20 protein-coding genes are annotated in these 18,927 nt (G+C 56.4%); all 20 read left to right on the plus strand.

The genetic code is table 11. The features are described from left to right. Window positions 1-21 precede the first annotated feature (21 nt). The 20 genes from ACUVOF_RS09195 (at window position 22) to ACUVOF_RS09290 (ending at window position 18,906) form a co-directional block, all read left to right on the plus strand. On the plus strand, window positions 22-582 hold the full coding sequence (locus tag ACUVOF_RS09195) for a terminase small subunit (RefSeq protein ID WP_447044068.1): 561 nt from the start codon (window positions 22-24) through the stop codon (window positions 580-582). Further along, the gene (locus tag ACUVOF_RS09200) at window positions 548-2,473 is read left to right on the plus strand and encodes a phage terminase large subunit family protein (protein WP_447044069.1); all 1,926 of its coding nucleotides are present in this window, start codon (window positions 548-550) and stop codon (window positions 2,471-2,473) included. The genes ACUVOF_RS09195 and ACUVOF_RS09200 overlap by 35 nt, the downstream gene beginning before the upstream one ends. Then, on the plus strand, window positions 2,470-2,691 hold the full coding sequence (locus ACUVOF_RS09205) for a hypothetical protein (protein WP_447044070.1): 222 nt from the start codon (window positions 2,470-2,472) through the stop codon (window positions 2,689-2,691). The genes ACUVOF_RS09200 and ACUVOF_RS09205 overlap by 4 nt, the downstream gene beginning before the upstream one ends. A gap of 2 nt (window positions 2,692-2,693) precedes the next feature. After that, entirely contained in the window at window positions 2,694-4,346 is a 1,653-nt protein-coding gene (locus ACUVOF_RS09210) for a phage portal protein (RefSeq protein WP_447044071.1), read from the plus strand. A gap of 13 nt (window positions 4,347-4,359) precedes the next feature. Continuing rightward, entirely contained in the window at window positions 4,360-5,589 is a 1,230-nt protein-coding gene (locus tag ACUVOF_RS09215) for a S49 family peptidase (protein ID WP_447044072.1), read from the plus strand. A gap of 51 nt (window positions 5,590-5,640) precedes the next feature. Then, window positions 5,641-5,994, plus strand: a complete 354-nt coding sequence (locus tag ACUVOF_RS09220) for a head decoration protein (RefSeq protein ID WP_447044073.1) — start codon at window positions 5,641-5,643, stop codon at window positions 5,992-5,994. 58 nt (window positions 5,995-6,052) lie between these two features. Then, on the plus strand, window positions 6,053-7,078 hold the full coding sequence (locus tag ACUVOF_RS09225; RefSeq protein WP_447044074.1) for a major capsid protein: 1,026 nt from the start codon (window positions 6,053-6,055) through the stop codon (window positions 7,076-7,078). A 54-nt stretch (window positions 7,079-7,132) separates the two neighbouring features. Beyond that, window positions 7,133-7,339 carry a hypothetical protein gene (locus ACUVOF_RS09230; RefSeq protein WP_447044075.1) on the plus strand — a complete coding sequence of 69 codons (207 nt, stop codon included), beginning with the start codon at window positions 7,133-7,135 and terminating at the stop codon, window positions 7,337-7,339. Next, window positions 7,339-7,659, plus strand: coding sequence for a head-tail joining protein (locus tag ACUVOF_RS09235; RefSeq protein WP_447044076.1), 321 nt, complete (start codon window positions 7,339-7,341; stop codon window positions 7,657-7,659). The genes ACUVOF_RS09230 and ACUVOF_RS09235 overlap by 1 nt, the downstream gene beginning before the upstream one ends. After that, window positions 7,656-8,228 (plus strand): phage tail protein, encoded by a 573-nt coding sequence (locus tag ACUVOF_RS09240; protein WP_447044077.1) that lies wholly within the window; start codon window positions 7,656-7,658, stop codon window positions 8,226-8,228. Before ACUVOF_RS09235 ends, ACUVOF_RS09240 begins: the two co-directional genes overlap by 4 nt. Before the next feature lies 1 nt (window position 8,229). After that, window positions 8,230-8,640: a hypothetical protein gene (locus ACUVOF_RS09245; RefSeq protein ID WP_447044078.1), complete on the plus strand. Its 411-nt coding sequence runs from the start codon at window positions 8,230-8,232 to the stop codon at window positions 8,638-8,640. Window positions 8,641-8,729: 89 nt separating this feature from the next. Continuing rightward, window positions 8,730-9,722 (plus strand): hypothetical protein, encoded by a 993-nt coding sequence (locus ACUVOF_RS09250; protein ID WP_447044079.1) that lies wholly within the window; start codon window positions 8,730-8,732, stop codon window positions 9,720-9,722. A 73-nt stretch (window positions 9,723-9,795) separates the two neighbouring features. Next, window positions 9,796-10,293 carry a hypothetical protein gene (locus ACUVOF_RS09255; protein ID WP_447044080.1) on the plus strand — a complete coding sequence of 166 codons (498 nt, stop codon included), beginning with the start codon at window positions 9,796-9,798 and terminating at the stop codon, window positions 10,291-10,293. A gap of 247 nt (window positions 10,294-10,540) precedes the next feature. After that, a complete protein-coding gene (locus ACUVOF_RS09260) occupies window positions 10,541-11,257 on the plus strand; it encodes a hypothetical protein (RefSeq protein WP_447044081.1) in 717 nt (238 codons plus the stop codon). A 1-nt stretch (window position 11,258) separates the two neighbouring features. Further along, window positions 11,259-11,834 (plus strand): hypothetical protein, encoded by a 576-nt coding sequence (locus ACUVOF_RS09265; RefSeq protein ID WP_447044082.1) that lies wholly within the window; start codon window positions 11,259-11,261, stop codon window positions 11,832-11,834. 67 nt (window positions 11,835-11,901) lie between these two features. Next, window positions 11,902-14,718, plus strand: a complete 2,817-nt coding sequence (locus tag ACUVOF_RS09270) for a phage tail tape measure protein (RefSeq protein WP_447044083.1) — start codon at window positions 11,902-11,904, stop codon at window positions 14,716-14,718. Between the two features lie 67 nt (window positions 14,719-14,785). Beyond that, window positions 14,786-15,130: a hypothetical protein gene (locus tag ACUVOF_RS09275; RefSeq protein WP_447044084.1), complete on the plus strand. Its 345-nt coding sequence runs from the start codon at window positions 14,786-14,788 to the stop codon at window positions 15,128-15,130. A 1-nt stretch (window position 15,131) separates the two neighbouring features. Further along, window positions 15,132-16,748, plus strand: coding sequence for a hypothetical protein (locus ACUVOF_RS09280; RefSeq protein WP_447044085.1), 1,617 nt, complete (start codon window positions 15,132-15,134; stop codon window positions 16,746-16,748). A 3-nt stretch (window positions 16,749-16,751) separates the two neighbouring features. Next, entirely contained in the window at window positions 16,752-17,468 is a 717-nt protein-coding gene (locus tag ACUVOF_RS09285; RefSeq protein WP_447044086.1) for a hypothetical protein, read from the plus strand. After that, window positions 17,461-18,906 (plus strand): hypothetical protein, encoded by a 1,446-nt coding sequence (locus ACUVOF_RS09290; RefSeq protein ID WP_447044087.1) that lies wholly within the window; start codon window positions 17,461-17,463, stop codon window positions 18,904-18,906. The genes ACUVOF_RS09285 and ACUVOF_RS09290 overlap by 8 nt, the downstream gene beginning before the upstream one ends. Window positions 18,907-18,927 lie beyond the last annotated feature (21 nt).

The following is an 18,927-nucleotide window of genomic DNA, read 5'->3' on the forward strand; positions in this document are numbered from 1 at the left end:
TAAGGCGAGGTTGTTGTTTCGATGTCGAGCAAAAGACAGCAATCTCCAGAGCCGTATTGGCTGAACAAAAGCCAGATGGCGGCAAGCCTAGGTATCAGTGTGCAAGCCTTTGATAAATGGGGCGTTAAGCCGGTAGCGAAGATCGGTAGGAGCGTCTATTTCGACTGCCGTTCGGTGCTGGATTTGAAGCTGGCTGAGCTAGAGGCGAAACAACAATCATCGCAACCTGGCGATGACGATATGGGCTTTGACCCACTGCTCGAGCATAAGCGCGAACAGGAAGAGTACCTGCTGACCAAAGAGCGCCGTATTGGCCAGCAGCAGAAGAACGAACTTGCAGCCCGCAAGGTGGTACCCAGCGAGTTTGCCATCTTCACCTTATCCAAAATTGCGGCAGAGATCGCCGCCATTCTCGACACACTGCCATTAACGATGAAGCGTAAGCATCCTGATTTAGAGACACGTCACCTAGACACTCTGATGCGGGAGCTAGCGCGCGCCCGTAATCAAGCCAGCGGGCTCGATAGTCTTTTGCCGGAGCTGCTGGATGACTACTTCGACAGTATCGATTCAGCAGCTTAGGGAGTGGCGGCGATCAGTCCATCAAGGTTTGTTGGCGCTGTTTCGGCCAGCGCCACTGACAGCCGTGGAGTGGGCTGACGAGAATTTCTACCTATCCAGTGAATCGAGCTACCACGAAGGACGCTGGACAACGCTCCACTTTCAAGTCGCCATCTTAAACGCGATGGGTAACGACGAGATCCGCACGGTGAATGTGGTGAAGTCGGCCCGCCTTGGTTACACCAAGATGCTGCTGGCCGCCGCCGGTTATCTGCTGGAGCACAAGAAGCGCAACATCCTGACGTTCAGCCCCACGGATACCGACGCTGAATCGTTCATGAAAACGCACATGGAGACCATGGTGCGTGATGTGCCGGTGGTGCTGGAGCTGGCGCCGTGGCACGGCATGAAGCATAGAGATAACACGCTCAGCGCCAAGCGGTTTGCCAACGGCAAGCAAGTGTTTGTTCATGGCGGCAAAGCAGCCCGCAACTACCGCGAGAAGTCGGTTGATGTGGTCATCTATGACGAGCTCGCCGCCTTTGATGAAGACATCGAAAAAGAAGGTTCGCCCACCACGCTGGGCGATAAGCGCCTCGAAGGCTCTACGTTTCCGAAGTCAATTCGCGGCTCTACGCCCAAGGTGCGTGGTCAGTGTCAGATTAAGGCAGCCGCCGAAGAGTCGCCGCACAAACTGAACTTCCATGTGCCATGCCCGCACTGTGGTGAAGAGCAGATCCTCAAGTGGGGCGGCCCCGATGCTGGCTTTGGTATCAAGTGGGATGAAGGAAAGCCAGAGACCGCCTTTTATCTCTGTGAGCACAACGGCTGCGTGATCAAGCAGCACGAGCTACAGGATGAAAGCCGTGAGCACAGCATCAAAGATGGCGTTTGGGTGTGCGCTGATACAGGCATATGGACACGCGACGGTATCGATTGGTTTGGCGCTGACCACGAACCAATCCCCACGCCTGAAAGCGTAACGTTTTATCTATGGACGGTGCTTAGCCCCTTTACCACCTGGGAGCGGATCGTTCGTGACTTCCTCAAGGCAAAGGGGTCGCCCTCAAAGCTCAAAACATTCGTCAACACCACGCTGGGCGAAACCTGGGAAGACGAGCTGGGCGAAAAGCTCGAGTGGGAAACGATCTACGGGCGGCGTGAGGTTTACCCCCAAGTTCCCGATGCAGTGGTGGCGCTGACGGGCGGTATCGACACCCAGGATGACCGCTATGAAGGCCGCGTTTGGGCGTGGGGTAAGGATGAAGAGTGCTGGCTGGTAGACCGCTGGATTCTCTACGGCGATCCAGCCGGGCCAGAGCTAAAGCGCAAAGTGGCGCAAAAGCTGCACCAGGGGTACCAACGAACAGACGGGAACTGGTTACCGGTGATGCGCTGGTGCTGGGATTCAGGCGGGCACTACACCGATGAAGTCTACGCCATGAGTAAGCAGCAGGGCGCTTACTGGGTGATCCCAATCAAGGGCGCCAATAAGTACGGCAAGCCGATTGCCAACATGCCGCGCAAGAAGACCGCTAAAGGCGTTTTCCTCACTGAAGTGGGTACCGACAACGCCAAGGAAACCATCTACAACCGCCTCAAGCTACAGCCGCAACCTGGCGTGGCGGTACCCGGCTGCGTTCACTTGCCCTCGAACGATCTCATCTGCGATGAGGATGAGATCAAGCAGCTCACTGCTGAAATCAAAGTGGCCAAGATCGAAAAAGGCCGGCGCGTTTACCGCTGGGATGCCGGCGGACGCCGTAACGAAGCGTTGGACTGTTTCGTGTATGCCCTCGCTGCTTTGCGAATTAGCCAGCAGCGCTTTGGCCTCGACCTTAATGACACCGCCACGCTGGCGCCGCGTCCCAAGCGTAGGCGATCCCGCGTGGCTAGAAAGAGCAGCTTATGACCACCGAAACCTATGCCGCGCGCCTTAATAAGGTGCGCGAAGCCATCGACAAAATCCTCAGTGGCTCACAGTCATGGCGCTTTGGCGATCGGCAATACACCCGGGCAGATCTGCCAACGCTTTACAAAATGGAAGAGCGCTTTGAACGGATGGCCGCCAAAGAGAGAGCGGCCAACGCTAAAGGCGGTCGTCACCGTGTCCGCTACATTGGATTTTAATCATGGGCCTATTTAACCGCTTAAAGGGCAGTTCTGCTGCGCAAAAGCGCGACCAGCTGGTTCGCCAGGAGCTTGAACGCCTGGAGTCTACCCAAGGCCGCACACGAACTAATAGCGGGAGCGAAACCCGGCACCGTGGCGCAAGCCGCATGATTCGTTCCATGCTCAGCTGGTTACCTGGGCTGGGCAGCCCACGGCAGGACACACCCACAGGCGAGCGTGAAGTACTGATTAGCCGTACCCGGGACGCCTACCGAAACCACATGATGGCGCGTGCCGCTGTTAACCGTGCCGCCACTAACGTGGTGGGTATGGGGCTAACGGTGCGCCCCAACGTTGATGGTGAATCCCTGGGGCTAAGCGACGATGAAGCCGATGCGCTCAATGATGAACTGGCGCGTGGGTTTCGGTTATGGGCAGAGGATCCTGCCGAGTGCGACATCGAGGCCGGGCTCGATTTTTACATGCTCCAGCGGCTGGCCTTTATTAGTGCGTTAGTCAGCGGTGACGTATTTGCTATGACACCTGATGATCAGCGCCCCGGCTGCCTTTTCGGCACCAAGCTGCAGTTGATTGAAGCGGAGCGGGTCGGCAATCCCTTAACCGATCTTCACACCCCAAATGAAGTCGATGGTGTACGCACCGACAGGCTGGGCAAGCCGACTCATATTCGCGTTTGCAGTGGGTACCCAAGCGACTATACCACCTCGCAGCAGTGGAAATGGTACCCCATCTTTGGCACTCAAACGGGGCGCCGGCGCATTCTGCACCTGGTCAATGAGAAAGGGCGGCCAGGCCAAACCCGCGGCGTTCCCTACCTGGCGCCCATCCTTGAAGCGTTGCAAAAATTAGAGCGCTTCAGCCAAGCAGAGCTGACCGCTGCCGTGATCAGCGCCATGTTCACCGTGGCGATTAAGCATACGCCCAATGACGATGCTGACATGGCGGCCGGTGGGCCCATGTGGAGCGAGGATAGCGACGATCCCAACAAGCCAGATCGGCCCGTCGTTAGCAGTTCCAACGACCAACCCAGTGATGGCGATAGCCTGACGTTGGGTGAAGGCGCTGTCTGGGATCTTGAGGAGGGCGCCGAACCGGTCACGATTAACCCCAATCGCCCTAATGCGCAATTCGATCCGTTCTTTGTGGCCATTGTTAAAGAGATGGGGGCTGCATTGGAAATGCCCTCCGAAGTGCTGCTGATGCACTTCTCGACCAGTTATACCGCCGCCCGCGCCGCCTTTAACCAGCTTTGGAAGTTCATCAAACAGCGCCGCCACCATCTTACGGTGCAGTTTTGCCAGCCCACCTATGAGCTGGTCATCGATGAGCTCGTGGCGCGTGGCCGTATTCAGCTACCTGGTTATAACGACCCGGTACGCCGCCGCGCCTATACCCGCGGCTTATGGATCGGTGAACCGCTTGGCTCGCTGAACGAGCAGGTCGATGCCCGGGCAGCAACCGAGCGGATCGCCAACGGCACCAGTAATGAGCATATCGAAACCATGGCGCTGCACGGCGAGGACTGGGAAGACGTTCACCGTGACCGTGCCCGCGAAATCCAGCGTAAGCGACAAGATCGCGTACCTGTCTATGTGGGCGGGAAAGTGCACTCAGACGAGCAAGAGCCCGCCAACGCTGGCGCTGACGAATAATCAGGAGAACCCCATGACACTGCCTCGCACCGCCTTCGAACTGGCGGCTAGCCACACGTGGCTGATGACCGCTGAAGCACTCGATACCGTCATGGCCGTTGCAGCGCGGGAAGGCGATGTTCAAGCGCTGGAAGCCAGGTTAGGTCGCCCGCTGGACAATACGCGCAGTGTGACCGTGCGCGATGGCGTTGCCATTATCCCCGTTAGCGGCCCTATTTTTCGGCATGCCAATTTGATGACCGAGATTAGCGGTGCCACCGCCACTGGAAGCCTGGCCACGGACATTCAGGCGGCGCTCGATAACCCTTCCGTCAATGTGCTGTTGCTGGACATTGACAGCCCCGGCGGTGAAGCCACCGGCATTAATGAACTGGCGGAGATGATCTATCAGGCGCGCGGTACCAAGCCTATCAAAGCCTACGTAGGCGGGCAGGCGGCCAGTGCCTCGTACTGGATTGCCAGTGCCGCAGACGAAGTGATCGTTGATGACACCGCACAGCTAGGCAGCGTGGGCGTGGTGCTTAGCCTGCGTAAGCGCGAAGACCGGCCCGGCGAAAAAAGCTATGAGATCGTTTCCAGCAACGCGCCGAACAAGCGCCCAGACCTGGAAACCGAGGCAGGCCGTGCCCAGCTACAAACGCGCACCGATGAACTCGCTGATGTATTCCTCGACAAGGTGGCACGCAATCGCGTCATTCCTCGTGAAGAGGTAAACGACCGTTTCCGCCAGGGCGGTATCGCCACTGGTGCACTTGCCGTGGCGGCCGGCATGGCCGACCGCCTCGGTTCACTAGAGGGCCTGATTGCCGAACTGGCGGGCTCCGTCTCAACACCCAACACGAAAAGGAGCGTCATGATGACGACCGTTAAAACGACCGCTGAGCTTCAGACAGCCATCGAAGCGGGCACTGATCCCAGCACCATCCAGATTGCGGCCGCTGAGAGCGTCGATACCGACAAAATTCGAGCCGAAGCGGCTAACGCTGAGCGAACCCGCTGCAAAGGCATTCTTGATCTGGCATCGCCAGGCTTCGAGAAAGAAGTGGCCACCGCCATTGATGAAGGTACCAGTGTCGAAGCCACGGGGTTGGCGTTATTCAAAGCCGCTCAGGATCGCGGGATCAGTTTGCAGTCTATGCAGGCGGACGGGCAGGGCGCGCCCTCAGCCAACCCGCCAAAAGATGACACCGAAGCGGCCGAACGTGCCGAAGGGGTCAATGCCATCACCGCTCGCTGGAAGTGATCTCCCGACGACCGCAAGCCAATACCACTGATCGTTAAAGAGGAATTCATCATGGCTGGAATGACCACCAAATCCCACCCGCAAGCCGCTGCGTTGCTGGCAGGCGATTTCCCGCGCCGCTTCATGACAATCACCGTTGCCGCTGGCCAAGTACAGCCAGCTGGCGCCGTGATGGGGGAAGTGACTGCCGACGGGAAGTACATCTTGTCAGCGTCAGCCGCCGAAGACGGCAGTGCAACACCGAGCGTCATTCTGTGGGAAGACGTCGACGCGACGGAGGGCGATGTAGAAGCCGAAGCGCTGATGTGTGGTGACGTGCGCGGTGACAAGCTCACCCTTGGCACTGGCCATACTGTCGCCTCAGTTCGCAAAGCGCTGCGCCACGTTTCCCTCTTCGTTCGATAAACACGCTGCTAGGGGCAGCTAGGCCCTTCATCGTTGATATAACCCCAGGAGAGACCCCATGGACTTGTTTGAACCCCGTACAATGCTGGAGGCGGTTGAGCAGATGAAGCGCGCCCGGCGTTTCCTCGGCACTACCTTCTTTGGTGCGAACCCGGTCAACTCTGTGACGCAGCACGTTGACATCGATATCCTCAAGGGCCAGCGCAAAATGGCGCCGTTTGTTCTTCCTAACCGCCCTGGCAAAGTGGTTGATCGCACCGGTAGCGTTATGCGCAGCTATCAGCCGCCTTATATCAAGCCTAAACTGGAAACTAACGCAGGCCAGCTACTTGGCCATCGCCAGCCAGGTGAGCAAATCTATTCTGGCCGCACGCCGCTTCAACGTGCGGGGGATCAGCTGGCGCGGGACATGGAAGATCTGGATGACCAAATCAACCGCCGCGAGGAGTGGATGGTGGCGCAAGCCTTGACCAGCGGCCAAGTGGAAGTTGTGGGTGATGGTGTTGATGACATCATTGATTATCAGATGGCCGCCAGCCACCAGGTCACTGAAGCCGTGCTGTGGACGGAAGCCGCCGCCGACCCGATTGCTGACCTGCGTAAGTACAAGCGACGCATCGCAAAAGACAGCGGCCGGACTGCGAATGCCGCCGTGATGAGCGCCGAGGCAGCTGACGCTTTCCTGGATAGTGAATCCATCATCAAGAAGCTCAACACCCGCCGCATAGATCTGGGCATGATTCGTCCGGAAGAGCTGCCGGATGGGGTGACCTACCTGGGCTACCTTAACGATCCTGGTGTTGATCTCTTCTCCTACGAAGAGTGGTACCTCGATCCGGCGGGTAATGAGCAACCAATGATCCCCGCAGGTGGTTTGGTCATGGGGCCCACCTCCAGCCGTTGCGGCATGCTGTACGCGGCCATTCAGGATATGGAAGCCATCGAAGGCGGCATGTTCGACGTTGCCCGCTACCCGAAAAGCTGGATCGAGAAAGATCCCAGCGTGCGTTGGCTCATGATGCAGGCAGCACCCCTGCCAGGCTTCCATGAACCGGATGCCTTTGTTTACGCCAAGGTCGCATAACCGCCCCGCTCAATGCGGGGTTTTTTGTGCCCCATCAACAAACAGGAGGCCACCATGGCAAAACAATACGTGGTAATCCGCGGACAGATTGAAAAGGGTAATGAGGTGCTGGCCAAGCTTGGCCAGCCCTACAAGCCTAAAAATAAACCCGAAGAAGATCGCTTGGTGAAGGCGGGCGTGATTGGGGAAGCCCCAGGTTCACAGAAAGCAGCTGAAACTGACATCGACCCTTCAACCAGCCAGGGCACAGGCGGTGCGTGATGAGCGTCTTTGACGACGAAGTGCGGGAAGGCACGCGGGAAATACTGGTTGAAGCCGGTGATCCGGCGTCCTTCGCCGCGCTTAATGCCGACCCTGTGCCGGTTACCGTCATGCTCGATCGAGACGTGGAGCGCACAGTGGCAGGCATGCAGGGTGTCATCATGGAAGCCCGTACCGAGCTAACCGGCTACACCAGTGAACTTGGTGCGGGTGCCCGCGGCGATGTAGTGACGCTGAACGGTAAGGGTTGGCGTTTAGGCCAAAAGGCCCGCGATGATGGTTACCTGGTCACCTGGATTGTGACCCCGGAGAGAACATGAGCCAGACCACCCCTATCAAGATTACGGTGGATAAGCAGGCGATCCGCCGTATCGAAAGTGACTTGATGCACATTAAGAATGGCGCACCGCGCGCTATGAGCCGTGCCATTAACCACACATTAGGCGTAACGCGCACCGAGGCCAGCAAAGAGATCCGTAAGCAGGTGAAGCTCAAGGCGGGCTACGTGCGCGACAAGCTGACCGTTAAGCGGGCCACCGTTAATAGTTTGAACGGCGCGATCCGCACACCCACGCGGGGAACGCTGCTGACGCGCTACCCACACCGCGCCTATAAAGCGGGTGGGGCAGGTGTGCAGGTGAAACCAAGCGGCGGTAAGAAACGCATGCCGGGCGCTTTTTTTATCCGGTTCGCCAATGGCGTGCAGGCTATCGCTATTCGTACCCAATACGGCCCTGGCCTGGGGCGCAGTGAAGGCATCAAAGTGCTTTACGGCCCCTCTACCAGCCAGGTGTTTAGTGATGTAAAAGACGACCTGCAGGCGCCCAGCGGCAATCGCTTAATGCAGCGCATGGGTTATGAAGCGGAACGACTACTCAATCGACAATGATATGACCCCTATCAGAGAGCAGATCATCGCAGCACTCGCAGAGCGGCTAAGTGCCGAGCGAGCAAACAGCATCATCGATACCTTGCCTGCGCGAAGTCTTTGGGATGGTAGCGACGGCTTAGTGGAGCGCAACCGGTACGGTGGTGTGAGCGTGACAACGGAAATCACCGTTGAAACCGTGCACCAGGCTGACCGCGACCACCGGCAATGGAGCACCCAGGGCAATACCATCCTGGCCGAGCTTATCGCTACCACCACCGGCAGTGATCGCACGTTGGATGGTCTATGCGAAGACATCGCCTATACCGGCGGTACGATCTATTACCCCGAAGAGGGCAGCGACATTATTGGTGTGGATCTGATTCTGGCAGTGCGTTGGTCGCATGCCGTTGGGGATCCTTATAGCCAGTAGGCTCTGAATTTCTGATATAGCCCGCCGCGTGCGGGTTTTTTTATGCCCGTATGCCGGGCTTTTGTCCAAGCAACATAGGAGGGCGCCCCGTGGCGATCACCGATAACCCTAAACTGGAATATGAGTCCGGCCAATCCTTTAACGATTGGGAGCATCTATCCGACATGGGCGATGCCACCCTCTTTGAAGCGACGTTCGCCCCTTGGAGTGGCCGCGCTGGCTTTGAAGCGGAGGTTCGCCCCTGGGGGCTGGCGACCGGTGGGCAGATCCGCGCCGGTAACGGCAATGACAGCGTGACGGTGGCCGCACTGACCGCTTACATGCCGACTGCAGAAGGTGCTGCCAGCGATGGCCTGGTGCATGTGGCCAGTGCGGATGTGGCCATTGAGCGCGCCTCCACTGAAACCCACGTGATTACCAGTATTACGGTGGATAACAGCGGCGCGCTCGTGGCCGTGGCTGGCGCCGAGGGCGCTACCTTCAGCGAACAACGCGGCGAACCGGGCGGGCCAGCGTTCATTCCCGTGGATTCTATCGAGATTGGCCAGGTGCGTCTTGCCAGCAGCAGCGCTGCCCCCGTGAACGATACTGACATTTACCAGGTCGTCGGCAACCATCAGGAGCGCTACGACAGCCCTGTTTGGCAAACCGATCCCGCCAGCGGGGAAGTCCACTTCGCAGCGGAACTGCCCAGGATTCATACAGGGAGTTTGCCCAAGCGGGTCAGTGTGCGGGGCTATACGCCGATCTTTGCCGAAATTCCCCGGGCGAGTAACTGGGTGCCCGCGGAGACCTCCCATTCTACCAACTCGACGCAGATCTATAACGGCACGCTGGGCAGTGTTTCACAAACCCTTGGGCAGGCGAGCTTCACCTACTACGGCGAGGGGGATGCCACTGATCCGCTGGTTCGACTTAAAAACAATCGGCTGTGGTTTCGCTGGTATCAGAACCGCCACCGGGCACCGTTCTCACTTACCCAGGGCATTCTCGGTATCGGGCGCACGTATCCGGCGGGTGACCATGTGAATATCAGCTGCACGGTATCGGCTGAGCAAGCCACCGTCGATTTTGAAGGCTAAACGTGTTTGCCATAAAGCCTGCCAAGGCAGGCTTTCATAGTTTTTCAAAACAGCACTTTTTTAAGGTGATGCCATGGAATTTGATGTGAGCCGCTTCACCGGTGCCAGCTTTAAGCGCCGTGAAGAGGATGTGCCGGTGTCCGACCTACGTGATTGGTTCAAAGGCGTTAAGGAAGATGAAACCCCAACGTGGCGCGTGCGCGGCTTGAGCGGTGCAGAGTTGGCCAGCGTTAATGAAGCACAGGCCCGCAACCGTAATCGCAATGCTATCGCGGAAGGCTTACTGTCACAAAAAGACGCCAAAGTAACCGATGCAGTACGTGAACTGATCGGCGCCGGCGACAGCGTGCCGGATGATTTGGCGCGGCGTATTGAAATGCTGGTCATCGGCAGTGTGGCGCCCGAGTGCAGCCATCAACTGGCGGTGAAGCTGGCGGAAGCCTTTCCCATCGAGTTTTGGGAGCTGACCACCAAAATCACTCAGCTGACCGGCCTTGGCAGCGAGCCGGGAAAGCCCAAGCGCTCTTCAGGCAGCCCGATATCCAAATCGCCCTCCAGCTCTGCGACCTGAAGGGCGAATTCCTGTTTCGCGTGAGGCCAGACCTGTTCCCCCTGGCGATGCTTACTGAGCTGGAAAGCGACCTCTGGGGGCTTTATTTCGAACAACGAAAGCCGAGCTTCAATGCATGAATGTATTGCTAATTTTCACAAAAAATGATGTTGTGTACAGCATATTATTTTTGAGTCTGTTGTGTTGATGCGCTATTTTGCGTTCATAACTGGCCCAACCCAATTGCAGGCGCTTTATTTCGTAGCTCATGAAACACCTAACCCTAAAATTACATGGTACAGATCCTGAGACGCTGCCGATTGGCAGCCTTTCAAAGTACCTGCAGTATCTTGACAAGCTTTACGGTGGTAAGGAGGTTAAACACCTGCAGGCTGTTGAGAAGGGGTGTGCGTGTCTAAAAATCGCCCTCGATGAGAAAGATTATCCGATGGCATTGCAGCATCTTAAGCAAGCGTATGAAGGTAAAGCCCCAAAGGTATATATGGATGCATATGAATCTCTTTTAAACCAGATTGATAAAGATGGTTATAAGGCTGATGTATATGCTGGCAGTAACAAAATAATTGCCTTACCTTCACAGCGCAACAGAGAAGAAAATCAGCTTCTGACGCAGAATATGGCTTGCTCAGTTAAAGGGCGCTTGTATTCTGTGGGTGGGAAAGATGACAGTATCCCTGTACGTTTAGAAGACCTTGATGGTAAAACCATTATTGGAGAAACAGGGCAGGACTTGGCTCGTCAGTTAGGGGGTGACCTCTTCAAGCATATCCATGCTCAGGGTGACGGAGAGTGGGTTGAGCAGCCTGATGGCGGCTGGTCTTTGCGTAAAATCTATATCGTGAGTTATCAAGTTATTGAGAATGTGGACGCCAAGAAAGCTTTCGAGAACCTGAAACGCCTAGGTGGCTTAAAGCTTCCGAAAAATAAAGGTATCCATACTGACATACTGGATAACAGGAGTTAGTGTGCGGATAGTCGTAGACGCCAATGTCCTTATGCAAATCCTTAAACAAGGTGGTCGAAACGATCTCTTCTGTCCGCGTACCAACCAGCTGGTTGATAGGCCCGAGCGACGTGCAGAGGGGCTTTTGGATTTGATGAAAGAGCGTAGTGACAGAATTATTATTCCAGCTCCTGCATTTTCAGAAATTCTTGTGCGTATAGACGAACATTTACACCACGAATATCTTCAGGTAATTAATAATACTGCTTGTTTAGAACTCATTTCATTTGACCCTATTAGCGCTATTGAATGTGCTCGCTTAGTTAATAATTCTGAATTGAAACAGGTAGTTTCTTCAGAAGATGACAAGAAAAAAATTAGCTTTGACCGTCAAATTATCGCTATCTGCGTCGCTCACCAAGCAGACGAGCTTTGGACTCATGATAAAAAAATGCTGAAAAAAGCTGAAAGTATCGGTTTAAAGGTTAAATCACTATTTGATATTACCCCTGAGCCTGAGCAAATAGGTTTTGATATGTTATCTACAGAAAAAACAGCTGAAATTGTGCCAATACAAAGGCACCGACAGGATAAGTAATCATTAGTTATTGAATAAACCCGCTTCGGCGGGTTTTTTTATGCCTGCAATTTGAGTGAGGTGTCCGATGGCTGACCTGGAACGATCCGTTGCCATCATCTTTGAAGGCGTTGACCAGATGGGCGCCGGTGTAGATAGCGCCACAAAACGCCTGGATAGCATTGTCGGTTCGGCACAAGGCGTTGTTGATCCTATCGCCAATGCCACTATGGGGCTGCTCAAGTTTGAGGCTGCTCTACTGGCTGGTGGAGTTGCTGCCACCGCGTTGGCCGTCAAAATGGCGGGTGACTTCGATGCCCAGTTCAAAGAGGCCACCACGCTGGTGGATGATACCGGCGAAAGCCTGGACCGTCTGCGCGGCGATATCCTGGCCTATGGCCGCGACAGCACCCAGTCATATGAGCAAATCAATGCTTCAGTTTATGGCGCGATTTCCGCTGGCGTGGAGTACACACAATCACTGGATGCCGTGCGCCAGGCTGAGCAATTGGCAGTGGCCGGTAAGGGCGATCTTGATAGCTCTCTGACTGTGCTGGTTTCCACGCTAAACGCCTATGGCGATGGCATGGACGACGCTGAGCGTTATAGCGACTTGCTGTTCCAAACCGTGCGCAGCGGCCAGACCACACTGCCTGAGTTAAGCGCCTCGCTTGCTCAAGTAACCGGCACCGCTGCCGCAGGTGGCGTTGAGTTCGATGTGCTCTCTGCCGCTATTGCCACCATAACCGCATCGGGCGCGCCTACCAGCCAAGCCATTACCCAGATCCGCGCGGCCATTTCTTCCATCATCAGTCCGACTCAGGGCGCGCTGAAATATGCGCAAGAACTGGGCATCGAGTTCAACGCCACGGCCCTGGAGAGCAAAGGGCTAGAAGGCGTGCTGCGCGAAGTGGAAGAGGCCACCGGCGGCAATGTCGAAAGTATGGCGAAGCTGTTTTCCGGTAGCGAAGCACTCAACGGTGCGCTGGGGTTAACCGGTACCGGCGCGGAGCGCTTTGCTGACAACCTGGATGCCATGGCCAATAGTGCGGGGGCCACGGAAGACGCCTACGCGAAGATGGCAGACACCGTTGAGAACAACAATCAGCGGATCAGCAATGCGTTTGAAAGCCTGCTGATTGCGATAGGTGACCCGCTACTGGATGAGTTTGGCGGCATCCAACAGGCCATTGCCGCAATCTTCAACAGCATTGGTGCCAGCGTCAGCGATGGCCAGCTGCAGCAGTTTGTCGACTTAATCGAAGGGGTGATGCGCTCCCTTGAGCAATCGCTACTTGATGCCGCTGAGAACCTGCCCGCTGCCCTGGAGGCCGCCGACCTATCTGGCTTTGTGGGCGGTTTTGAGGCTGTGCGCGATGCGGTGGCGGAATTGTTTGATAATGCTGATTTAAGTACCGCCGAGGGCCTGGTAAGTGTTATTGAGACGTTAGGCAGTGGTGTTCATTTGCTGGGTGAGTTCACCGCTGGCGCGATCGAGCAGCTTGTTCCCTTTATGGAAACCTTGGCTGAGTTAGTTCAGTGGGTGGCTCAGCTTGACCCTGAGATGGTGGCATTGGGTGGTGCGATTGGCGGTGTATCCGTTGCGGCGTCCGGCATCCTCGCGGGGCTTGGCGGGTTGGTAACACTGCTGAAAGCGCTGGGTGGATCCAGTGGCGCTGTGCCGGTGGCCACCAGGGCAGTAGGTGGCTTTGTCACGTCATTAGGCAAGATAGCTGGCCCAGCGGGAGCGGTCTGGCTTGCGTATTCCGCCATTGATGATCTGATGGAGAAAGTTAATGCGTTTAATGAACAGCCCATCACGCTGGCATCGAAAATTGAGCAGGATTTAGCGGATATTGAAAACATACAGGGTGATGAATTCTCCCTGTTCAATGTGGAAAACCTGCTGGCCGGGTATGAGTCGCTACGCCAACACTTTGGGTGGGGAGAAGAAGCGGCCGCAGATTTTGCGATTGTCGGTACCGAGGCAGAGGCCGCGGCTTTAGCTGTTGCCAACGCGGCACAGCGTATGGGCGGTGAAAGTAGCGACAATATTAAGCGGCTGTCTGATGCCGCGATTGAAACTGCGATTGCCGTAGCCGACGCGAGTCAGCAGTTAAGGGAGGGGCTTTCGGCGATCGATAGCCCCTTGGTTGATCAGATTGCTGATCTACCCGGCACCCTCTCAGAAGCGGCTGCCGCGCTTAGCAGCGGCGAAGCGTCGATTGTCGCCACCAGCGAAGAGATCCGCGACGCACTGGTCAGGGTGCAAGACGCCTTCAATCAAGGCGATATTGATGAGCAGCAGTATCGCAGCCTGACAGGCGCGCTGTTGGAACTAAAAGAGAGCAGCGAGCAAGCGGCACAAGGCCAGGAGGCGTTGGCTGGCGAGGTGTTGAGCAGCGAAGACGCCATACTCAAAGCCCGTCAGGCGGTGCTGAATCAAACGATCGCACTGGAAGAGCTGGCTAGCAATGAGCGCATCAAGAGCATGGAGTTCGCGGTTGATTTCAAAATCGCCCAAATGGAATCCGACGCCAAGAAAGTGGAAGCGATCCTCAATGCTACCAGTACCACTATTTCCAGCACCGGCGAAGCCGCCGCCAGTATGTTTGAGACGCTGGGCGGTGACGGGCTGAACTTTCACGAGCAGTGGCTTGCTCAAGATGCGATCGAGCAACAGCTGCAAATTCAGGAACAAGCTGCGGACCAGCAGGGCCGGTTAATTGAGGCTCAAGTTGAGCAGATGCGTGCCCGCACGCAGGCGCTTCAAAACGGCGATGGGCTGATCAAGATTAGCTCGGACGGCCTGGAGCCCGCGCTAGAGATGATCATGTGGCAGGTGCTAGAAAAAATTCAGATGCGCGCCAATGCCGAAGGCGCTGAATTCCTGCTTGGCCTGTAAGACCTTCTAGCGCTCGGACCTTCACGTTACTCCCTTCTATCGTTAAGCCCCTCTGGCGAGAACCCCTATGTACCTAATTGGATTAGCCTCGCGTGGTTATGACCCGCGCGGGGCCATGCTGTTGCCGCATCGTGCGGGCACCACGCTAGGCGATGTTAGCCGCCGTGTTAGCCGGGTCAGCACCCTGGATGGTGGCGTGGCGATCACCAATCGTGGCCATAGCGCTGGCGATCGAACCGTCACGCTATCGTTTAGCGGCTTGCCGCGGGAGCTTGTTGATCAGGCCCGCCGGATGGTGCGCCTCCATGCCCGGGTCACGCTATCCATTCCCGATGGTTGTTATATCGGCGTACCGAGTGAGTATGCCGAGCGCCGTCAGGAACTCACTATTCTAATTGCCGAGGAGGCGTGACATGCGCTTTGGATTCCTGAATAACTTCGCTGCACAGCTGGCAACACCGGTAACCGATGACGCGACTGAGATTGAGCTTTCAACAGGCGCGGAGGCAATCGCCACGGCGCTGGAAGACGCGGACGCCGTAGCGCTGACGCTGTTCGTTGTCGATACGCAGGGGAATGAAACCAAACGGGAAGTAGTGTATGCCACGGCAGTGGCCGAGAGTGTGGTGACGATTGAGCGTGAAAAAGAGGGGACTGAGCGGCAAGGGTTTTCAGCAGGGGATAGGGTAGAAGCGAGGTTAACAGCCGCGCCTCTCCAACAAATGCTCCAAGGGATTGCGGGTACTATGCCAACAGGCACTGCAGGTGCGATTGCACTCGGCAGTGCCTACGAGCATGAAGATCAGACCGTTGGCCCCTCCCAGGCGGTGGCACCTGGGGCGCTGGCATTAGGAAGCGAATCCTACGCAACAAGCGATGCTGCCGTCGCAATAGGCGGTAGGATGTACGCTGCGCTTGAATCAGGCGGTGACCTGGTGCTGGTTAGTGCTGCCCAGGCCAATGGCGTGGGTGCTGTGGCTATTGGCCCTGGCGCTCAAGCCAATAGAGGACTGAGTTTAGCCGTTGGTAATGGAGCTGTAGCGAGTGCTGTGCGAGCGACAGCGATAGCAGGCGGCTCTGCTCATGAGGAAGGTGCCGTCGCAATCGGCTCCCAGAGCCAGTCATATGGAGAGAATGCTTTTGCTGCTGGCGGTGGCCAAGCCTACGGGGATAACTCCTTCTCATTCGGCGTAGGCTCGTACTCTAGCAGCCATAACACCATTACCTTTTTAGGTGGTCAGGCTTATGGATTATTTTCAATAGCCATGGGAGACGGCTCTTATACAGGCGGAGAAAAATCGTTTGCACTAGGGGGGAAGTGCTATGGAACCTACGCAATTGCGATAGGCGACGAGTCTACCGCAACAGCCCCTCATTCCATTGCTCTTGGTAAGAACGCCGGAGCCCAAAGTGAAGAGTCAATTGCTATTGGATTTGAGACCAGCGCGGCCCCCCCACAGGCTATATCACTTGGGGCTGGGTCTTCTTGCTCGGCCCCAGAAACGGTAGCAGTAGGTGCGGGCGCTAAGGCCCAACCCCCGTACAGCATTGCTCTCGGCCGTAGCGCCACAACTACCATCACTGGTGGCTTGCAAGTGAATGCGCTTAGCTACTTGCCCTTGGCCTACGAACCAGAAGGGGTCAATGCAGGCCCACCGCCAACAGCGACTCGGCAATCCGCTATGCAGGTCGTTATCGCGACCGAAGTTATGAGCCTAATCGATGATAACGCCACCGCAACTTTAGAGCTGCCGAGTAGCAGCATGCTTTTTATCGACGCCTTCGACCTGGTTATCATCGATGCTGACAGCGCTGGAGGAGCGCCGGAAATTCAGATTGGCCCTGATGATACAGCCCCCGCTGATTACCTGGCAGCCACGATTGTTAGTAAAGCTAGCATAGGCGGGCGTGAGACGTTTGAGCCGCTAATAAGCGACGGCGTTACGGCGCTACGGGTGTCTGTAGCCACTGCAGGTACTGGAGCACTGTCAGCCAAAGTGGTAGTGCGCGGCTACGTCATGGAGATTTAACCCATGCTGAACACCGACCCGCTCAACAGCAGGGCACTGGCCGCGCCCCTGCCGGTGACTGCCGTTGATTGCGTTCCTATCGTCAAGCGCTTACCTGGGAGCGCGCTGAATAGCGCGCCATTAGGCAGTTGGGCCCTCAATGCCAGCGGCGGCACCCTGGTTGTTGGTTGTGGCGATGGCCCTCAAGGTGCGTTGTTTGACCCACTTGAGCGGGTAGAGGTGTATCTGCTGTTGATTGATGACTCGCATGTGCCAATGTCATCGTTTCAGGCGACCATGCGGCGCACCGGAAAATCCTTTCTGCAAGCCATAGTGCCCGCCGGTGACAGCGTATTACCTGCATTGGAGTACGGTACGCTGATGCAGGTACAGCTGGGTTACTACTACCCCAGCGTGGATGAGTATGACGGTCTGGAAACGATCGCCCTGGCACCGCTGGAGCAAATCAGGAGCGACGAAGGCCCGACGCGGTTTACGTTGACGCTCAGCGGCTATGGCGACTTCCCGCAAGCCGAACCCCGTGAACGCGTATTGCAGGGCGTACAAACCCGCTCGATCAATCAAGGCGCGCGCCGGGTGCGCTGTAACGTCGATCTGTTGCTACGGCCTGACAACTACGCTGTTGACGCCAACGGTGAGAGCTTTCACGTGGAGCAGATCCAGTACTTTGTTAATGCCTCCAGCGCGGCCATGGAAGTGATCGAGGTAGGCAATGGGTAAGGCACGGATACTAGAAGCGCATGGCGAAGGGCGTTACACGATAGAAATTATCGAAGCCCGTGAGCGTGCGGAGTTTGCTAAACAGGAAGCCGAAGCGCGGATTCAGGCGCTACGGGCTAACACCTCGGTCCTGGAACAACGCATCGCGTCTGCCCAGGCAATTGTTAATCAAGCCGCCGCCGAGCAGAATGCTGCCATTAACCAATACCAGCAGGAAATAGCAGAACAAGGGCAGTCCAGCGTCAACCTTGATGTATTCTCCCGCGTCCTTCTTGAAGCGGCGAGCCAGCGCGATGCGCTGCAAGCAGAGCAACGCACCACAGAGCTGCGTATCGCCATTGATGAAGCTCTGGTTGCTCGCATTAACGCCTTGCCTCCACTGCGCCAGATGCAGGCCTGGTGCGCGGACTACACAGAAGACTTGAGTGGTGAAGTCGCTACGGCGGAAGTGCCCGGTGAAATGGGCAATATCATCATCAAACCGGGTTTTGAAGGTAATGCCTGGAGCGTCGCGGCTGATGGAGCCATGCAACCCACGTTGGCCAGCACGCCAGCGGCCACCTTCTACAACTTAGCCATGCTGCCCGGCTGGCAGAAGTGGCGACCTACCTTCCGCACGGCCACCATTACCCGTCTGGACGGTGATACCTGCTCGATCACGTTGGATGCCGCCACCAGCAGCCAGCAGGGGCTGGGCGTTAATGCGCAGGCGAATTACAGCAATGTGCCGATTTTATATATGGACTGCAACGGCGGTGCCTTTGAAGAAGGAGATAAGGTCCTTGTGGCCTTTGCGGGCAATGTAGAGGGGCCGGTAGTAGTGGGTTTTGAGCAGCACCCCAAGGTTTGCTGTACCCCTGAAGTGCTGGCGATATACCGCGACGAAAGCGCGCTCTGGCAGGTTCAATCACTCTATGGTGATTTAGCAATTTCCGGCGGCGCTGCCACTGAGTGGCGAGTTACCGATGAAAGCGGTAGCGAGGTCGTATACAGCGGCGGCGTTATCAAAGCGCCCGATGGCAGTTATCGGCTGGACGGCTTGCCAGACGAAGCAGATGTGCTCCGTAGAGAGGTGGTGACGGAGCTATTTTACTCGGAAGACAGCAGGAAGACTGAGGGCGAGCTAATGGGATCGCTTTCGCCTCCTGCCCGTTCCGAGTTTGCGGGTGGTCGATGGTACGCATCCTCCGACATCATCGATACGAGCGGCACTGTCCAAAGAGGCACCGCTTGGCTTGATTGGGGGCAGGGGCCAATAGACGCAAACGGTATCCCTGTCATGAGCGATCCTCTACCCGTTCTGGAGGTTGGTTATGAGGATGAGGGCGGATGGGACGGTATCGCGCAAAAAGGTAGATCGATCACGTACACGGAAAGCAGAGGCAGCTTGGTACTTGAGAAGGGGTGTAATGGGGAGTGGCCCGATGACATTGAGTAATTTTCGATATCCTCCATTCGT

This window comes from Vreelandella sp. H-I2 (genome assembly GCF_052959335.1).

What these genes read in the sequence shown, in the direction of transcription:
- ACUVOF_RS09195 (WP_447044068.1), top strand. Translation starts at nt 22, where the DNA reads ATGTCGAGCAAAAGACAGCAATCTCCAGAGCCGTATTGGCTGAACAAA.
- ACUVOF_RS09200 (WP_447044069.1), top strand. Translation starts at nt 548, where the DNA reads ATGACTACTTCGACAGTATCGATTCAGCAGCTTAGGGAGTGGCGGCGA.
- ACUVOF_RS09205 (WP_447044070.1), top strand. Translation starts at nt 2,470, where the DNA reads ATGACCACCGAAACCTATGCCGCGCGCCTTAATAAGGTGCGCGAAGCC.
- ACUVOF_RS09210 (WP_447044071.1), top strand. Translation starts at nt 2,694, where the DNA reads ATGGGCCTATTTAACCGCTTAAAGGGCAGTTCTGCTGCGCAAAAGCGC.
- ACUVOF_RS09215 (WP_447044072.1), top strand. Translation starts at nt 4,360, where the DNA reads ATGACACTGCCTCGCACCGCCTTCGAACTGGCGGCTAGCCACACGTGG.
- ACUVOF_RS09220 (WP_447044073.1), top strand. Translation starts at nt 5,641, where the DNA reads ATGGCTGGAATGACCACCAAATCCCACCCGCAAGCCGCTGCGTTGCTG.
- ACUVOF_RS09225 (WP_447044074.1), top strand. Translation starts at nt 6,053, where the DNA reads ATGGACTTGTTTGAACCCCGTACAATGCTGGAGGCGGTTGAGCAGATG.
- ACUVOF_RS09230 (WP_447044075.1), top strand. Translation starts at nt 7,133, where the DNA reads ATGGCAAAACAATACGTGGTAATCCGCGGACAGATTGAAAAGGGTAAT.
- ACUVOF_RS09235 (WP_447044076.1), top strand. Translation starts at nt 7,339, where the DNA reads ATGAGCGTCTTTGACGACGAAGTGCGGGAAGGCACGCGGGAAATACTG.
- ACUVOF_RS09240 (WP_447044077.1), top strand. Translation starts at nt 7,656, where the DNA reads ATGAGCCAGACCACCCCTATCAAGATTACGGTGGATAAGCAGGCGATC.
- ACUVOF_RS09245 (WP_447044078.1), top strand. Translation starts at nt 8,230, where the DNA reads ATGACCCCTATCAGAGAGCAGATCATCGCAGCACTCGCAGAGCGGCTA.
- ACUVOF_RS09255 (WP_447044080.1), top strand. Translation starts at nt 9,796, where the DNA reads ATGGAATTTGATGTGAGCCGCTTCACCGGTGCCAGCTTTAAGCGCCGT.
- ACUVOF_RS09260 (WP_447044081.1), top strand. Translation starts at nt 10,541, where the DNA reads ATGAAACACCTAACCCTAAAATTACATGGTACAGATCCTGAGACGCTG.
- ACUVOF_RS09270 (WP_447044083.1), top strand. Translation starts at nt 11,902, where the DNA reads ATGGCTGACCTGGAACGATCCGTTGCCATCATCTTTGAAGGCGTTGAC.
- ACUVOF_RS09275 (WP_447044084.1), top strand. Translation starts at nt 14,786, where the DNA reads ATGTACCTAATTGGATTAGCCTCGCGTGGTTATGACCCGCGCGGGGCC.
- ACUVOF_RS09280 (WP_447044085.1), top strand. Translation starts at nt 15,132, where the DNA reads ATGCGCTTTGGATTCCTGAATAACTTCGCTGCACAGCTGGCAACACCG.
- ACUVOF_RS09285 (WP_447044086.1), top strand. Translation starts at nt 16,752, where the DNA reads ATGCTGAACACCGACCCGCTCAACAGCAGGGCACTGGCCGCGCCCCTG.
- ACUVOF_RS09290 (WP_447044087.1), top strand. Translation starts at nt 17,461, where the DNA reads ATGGGTAAGGCACGGATACTAGAAGCGCATGGCGAAGGGCGTTACACG.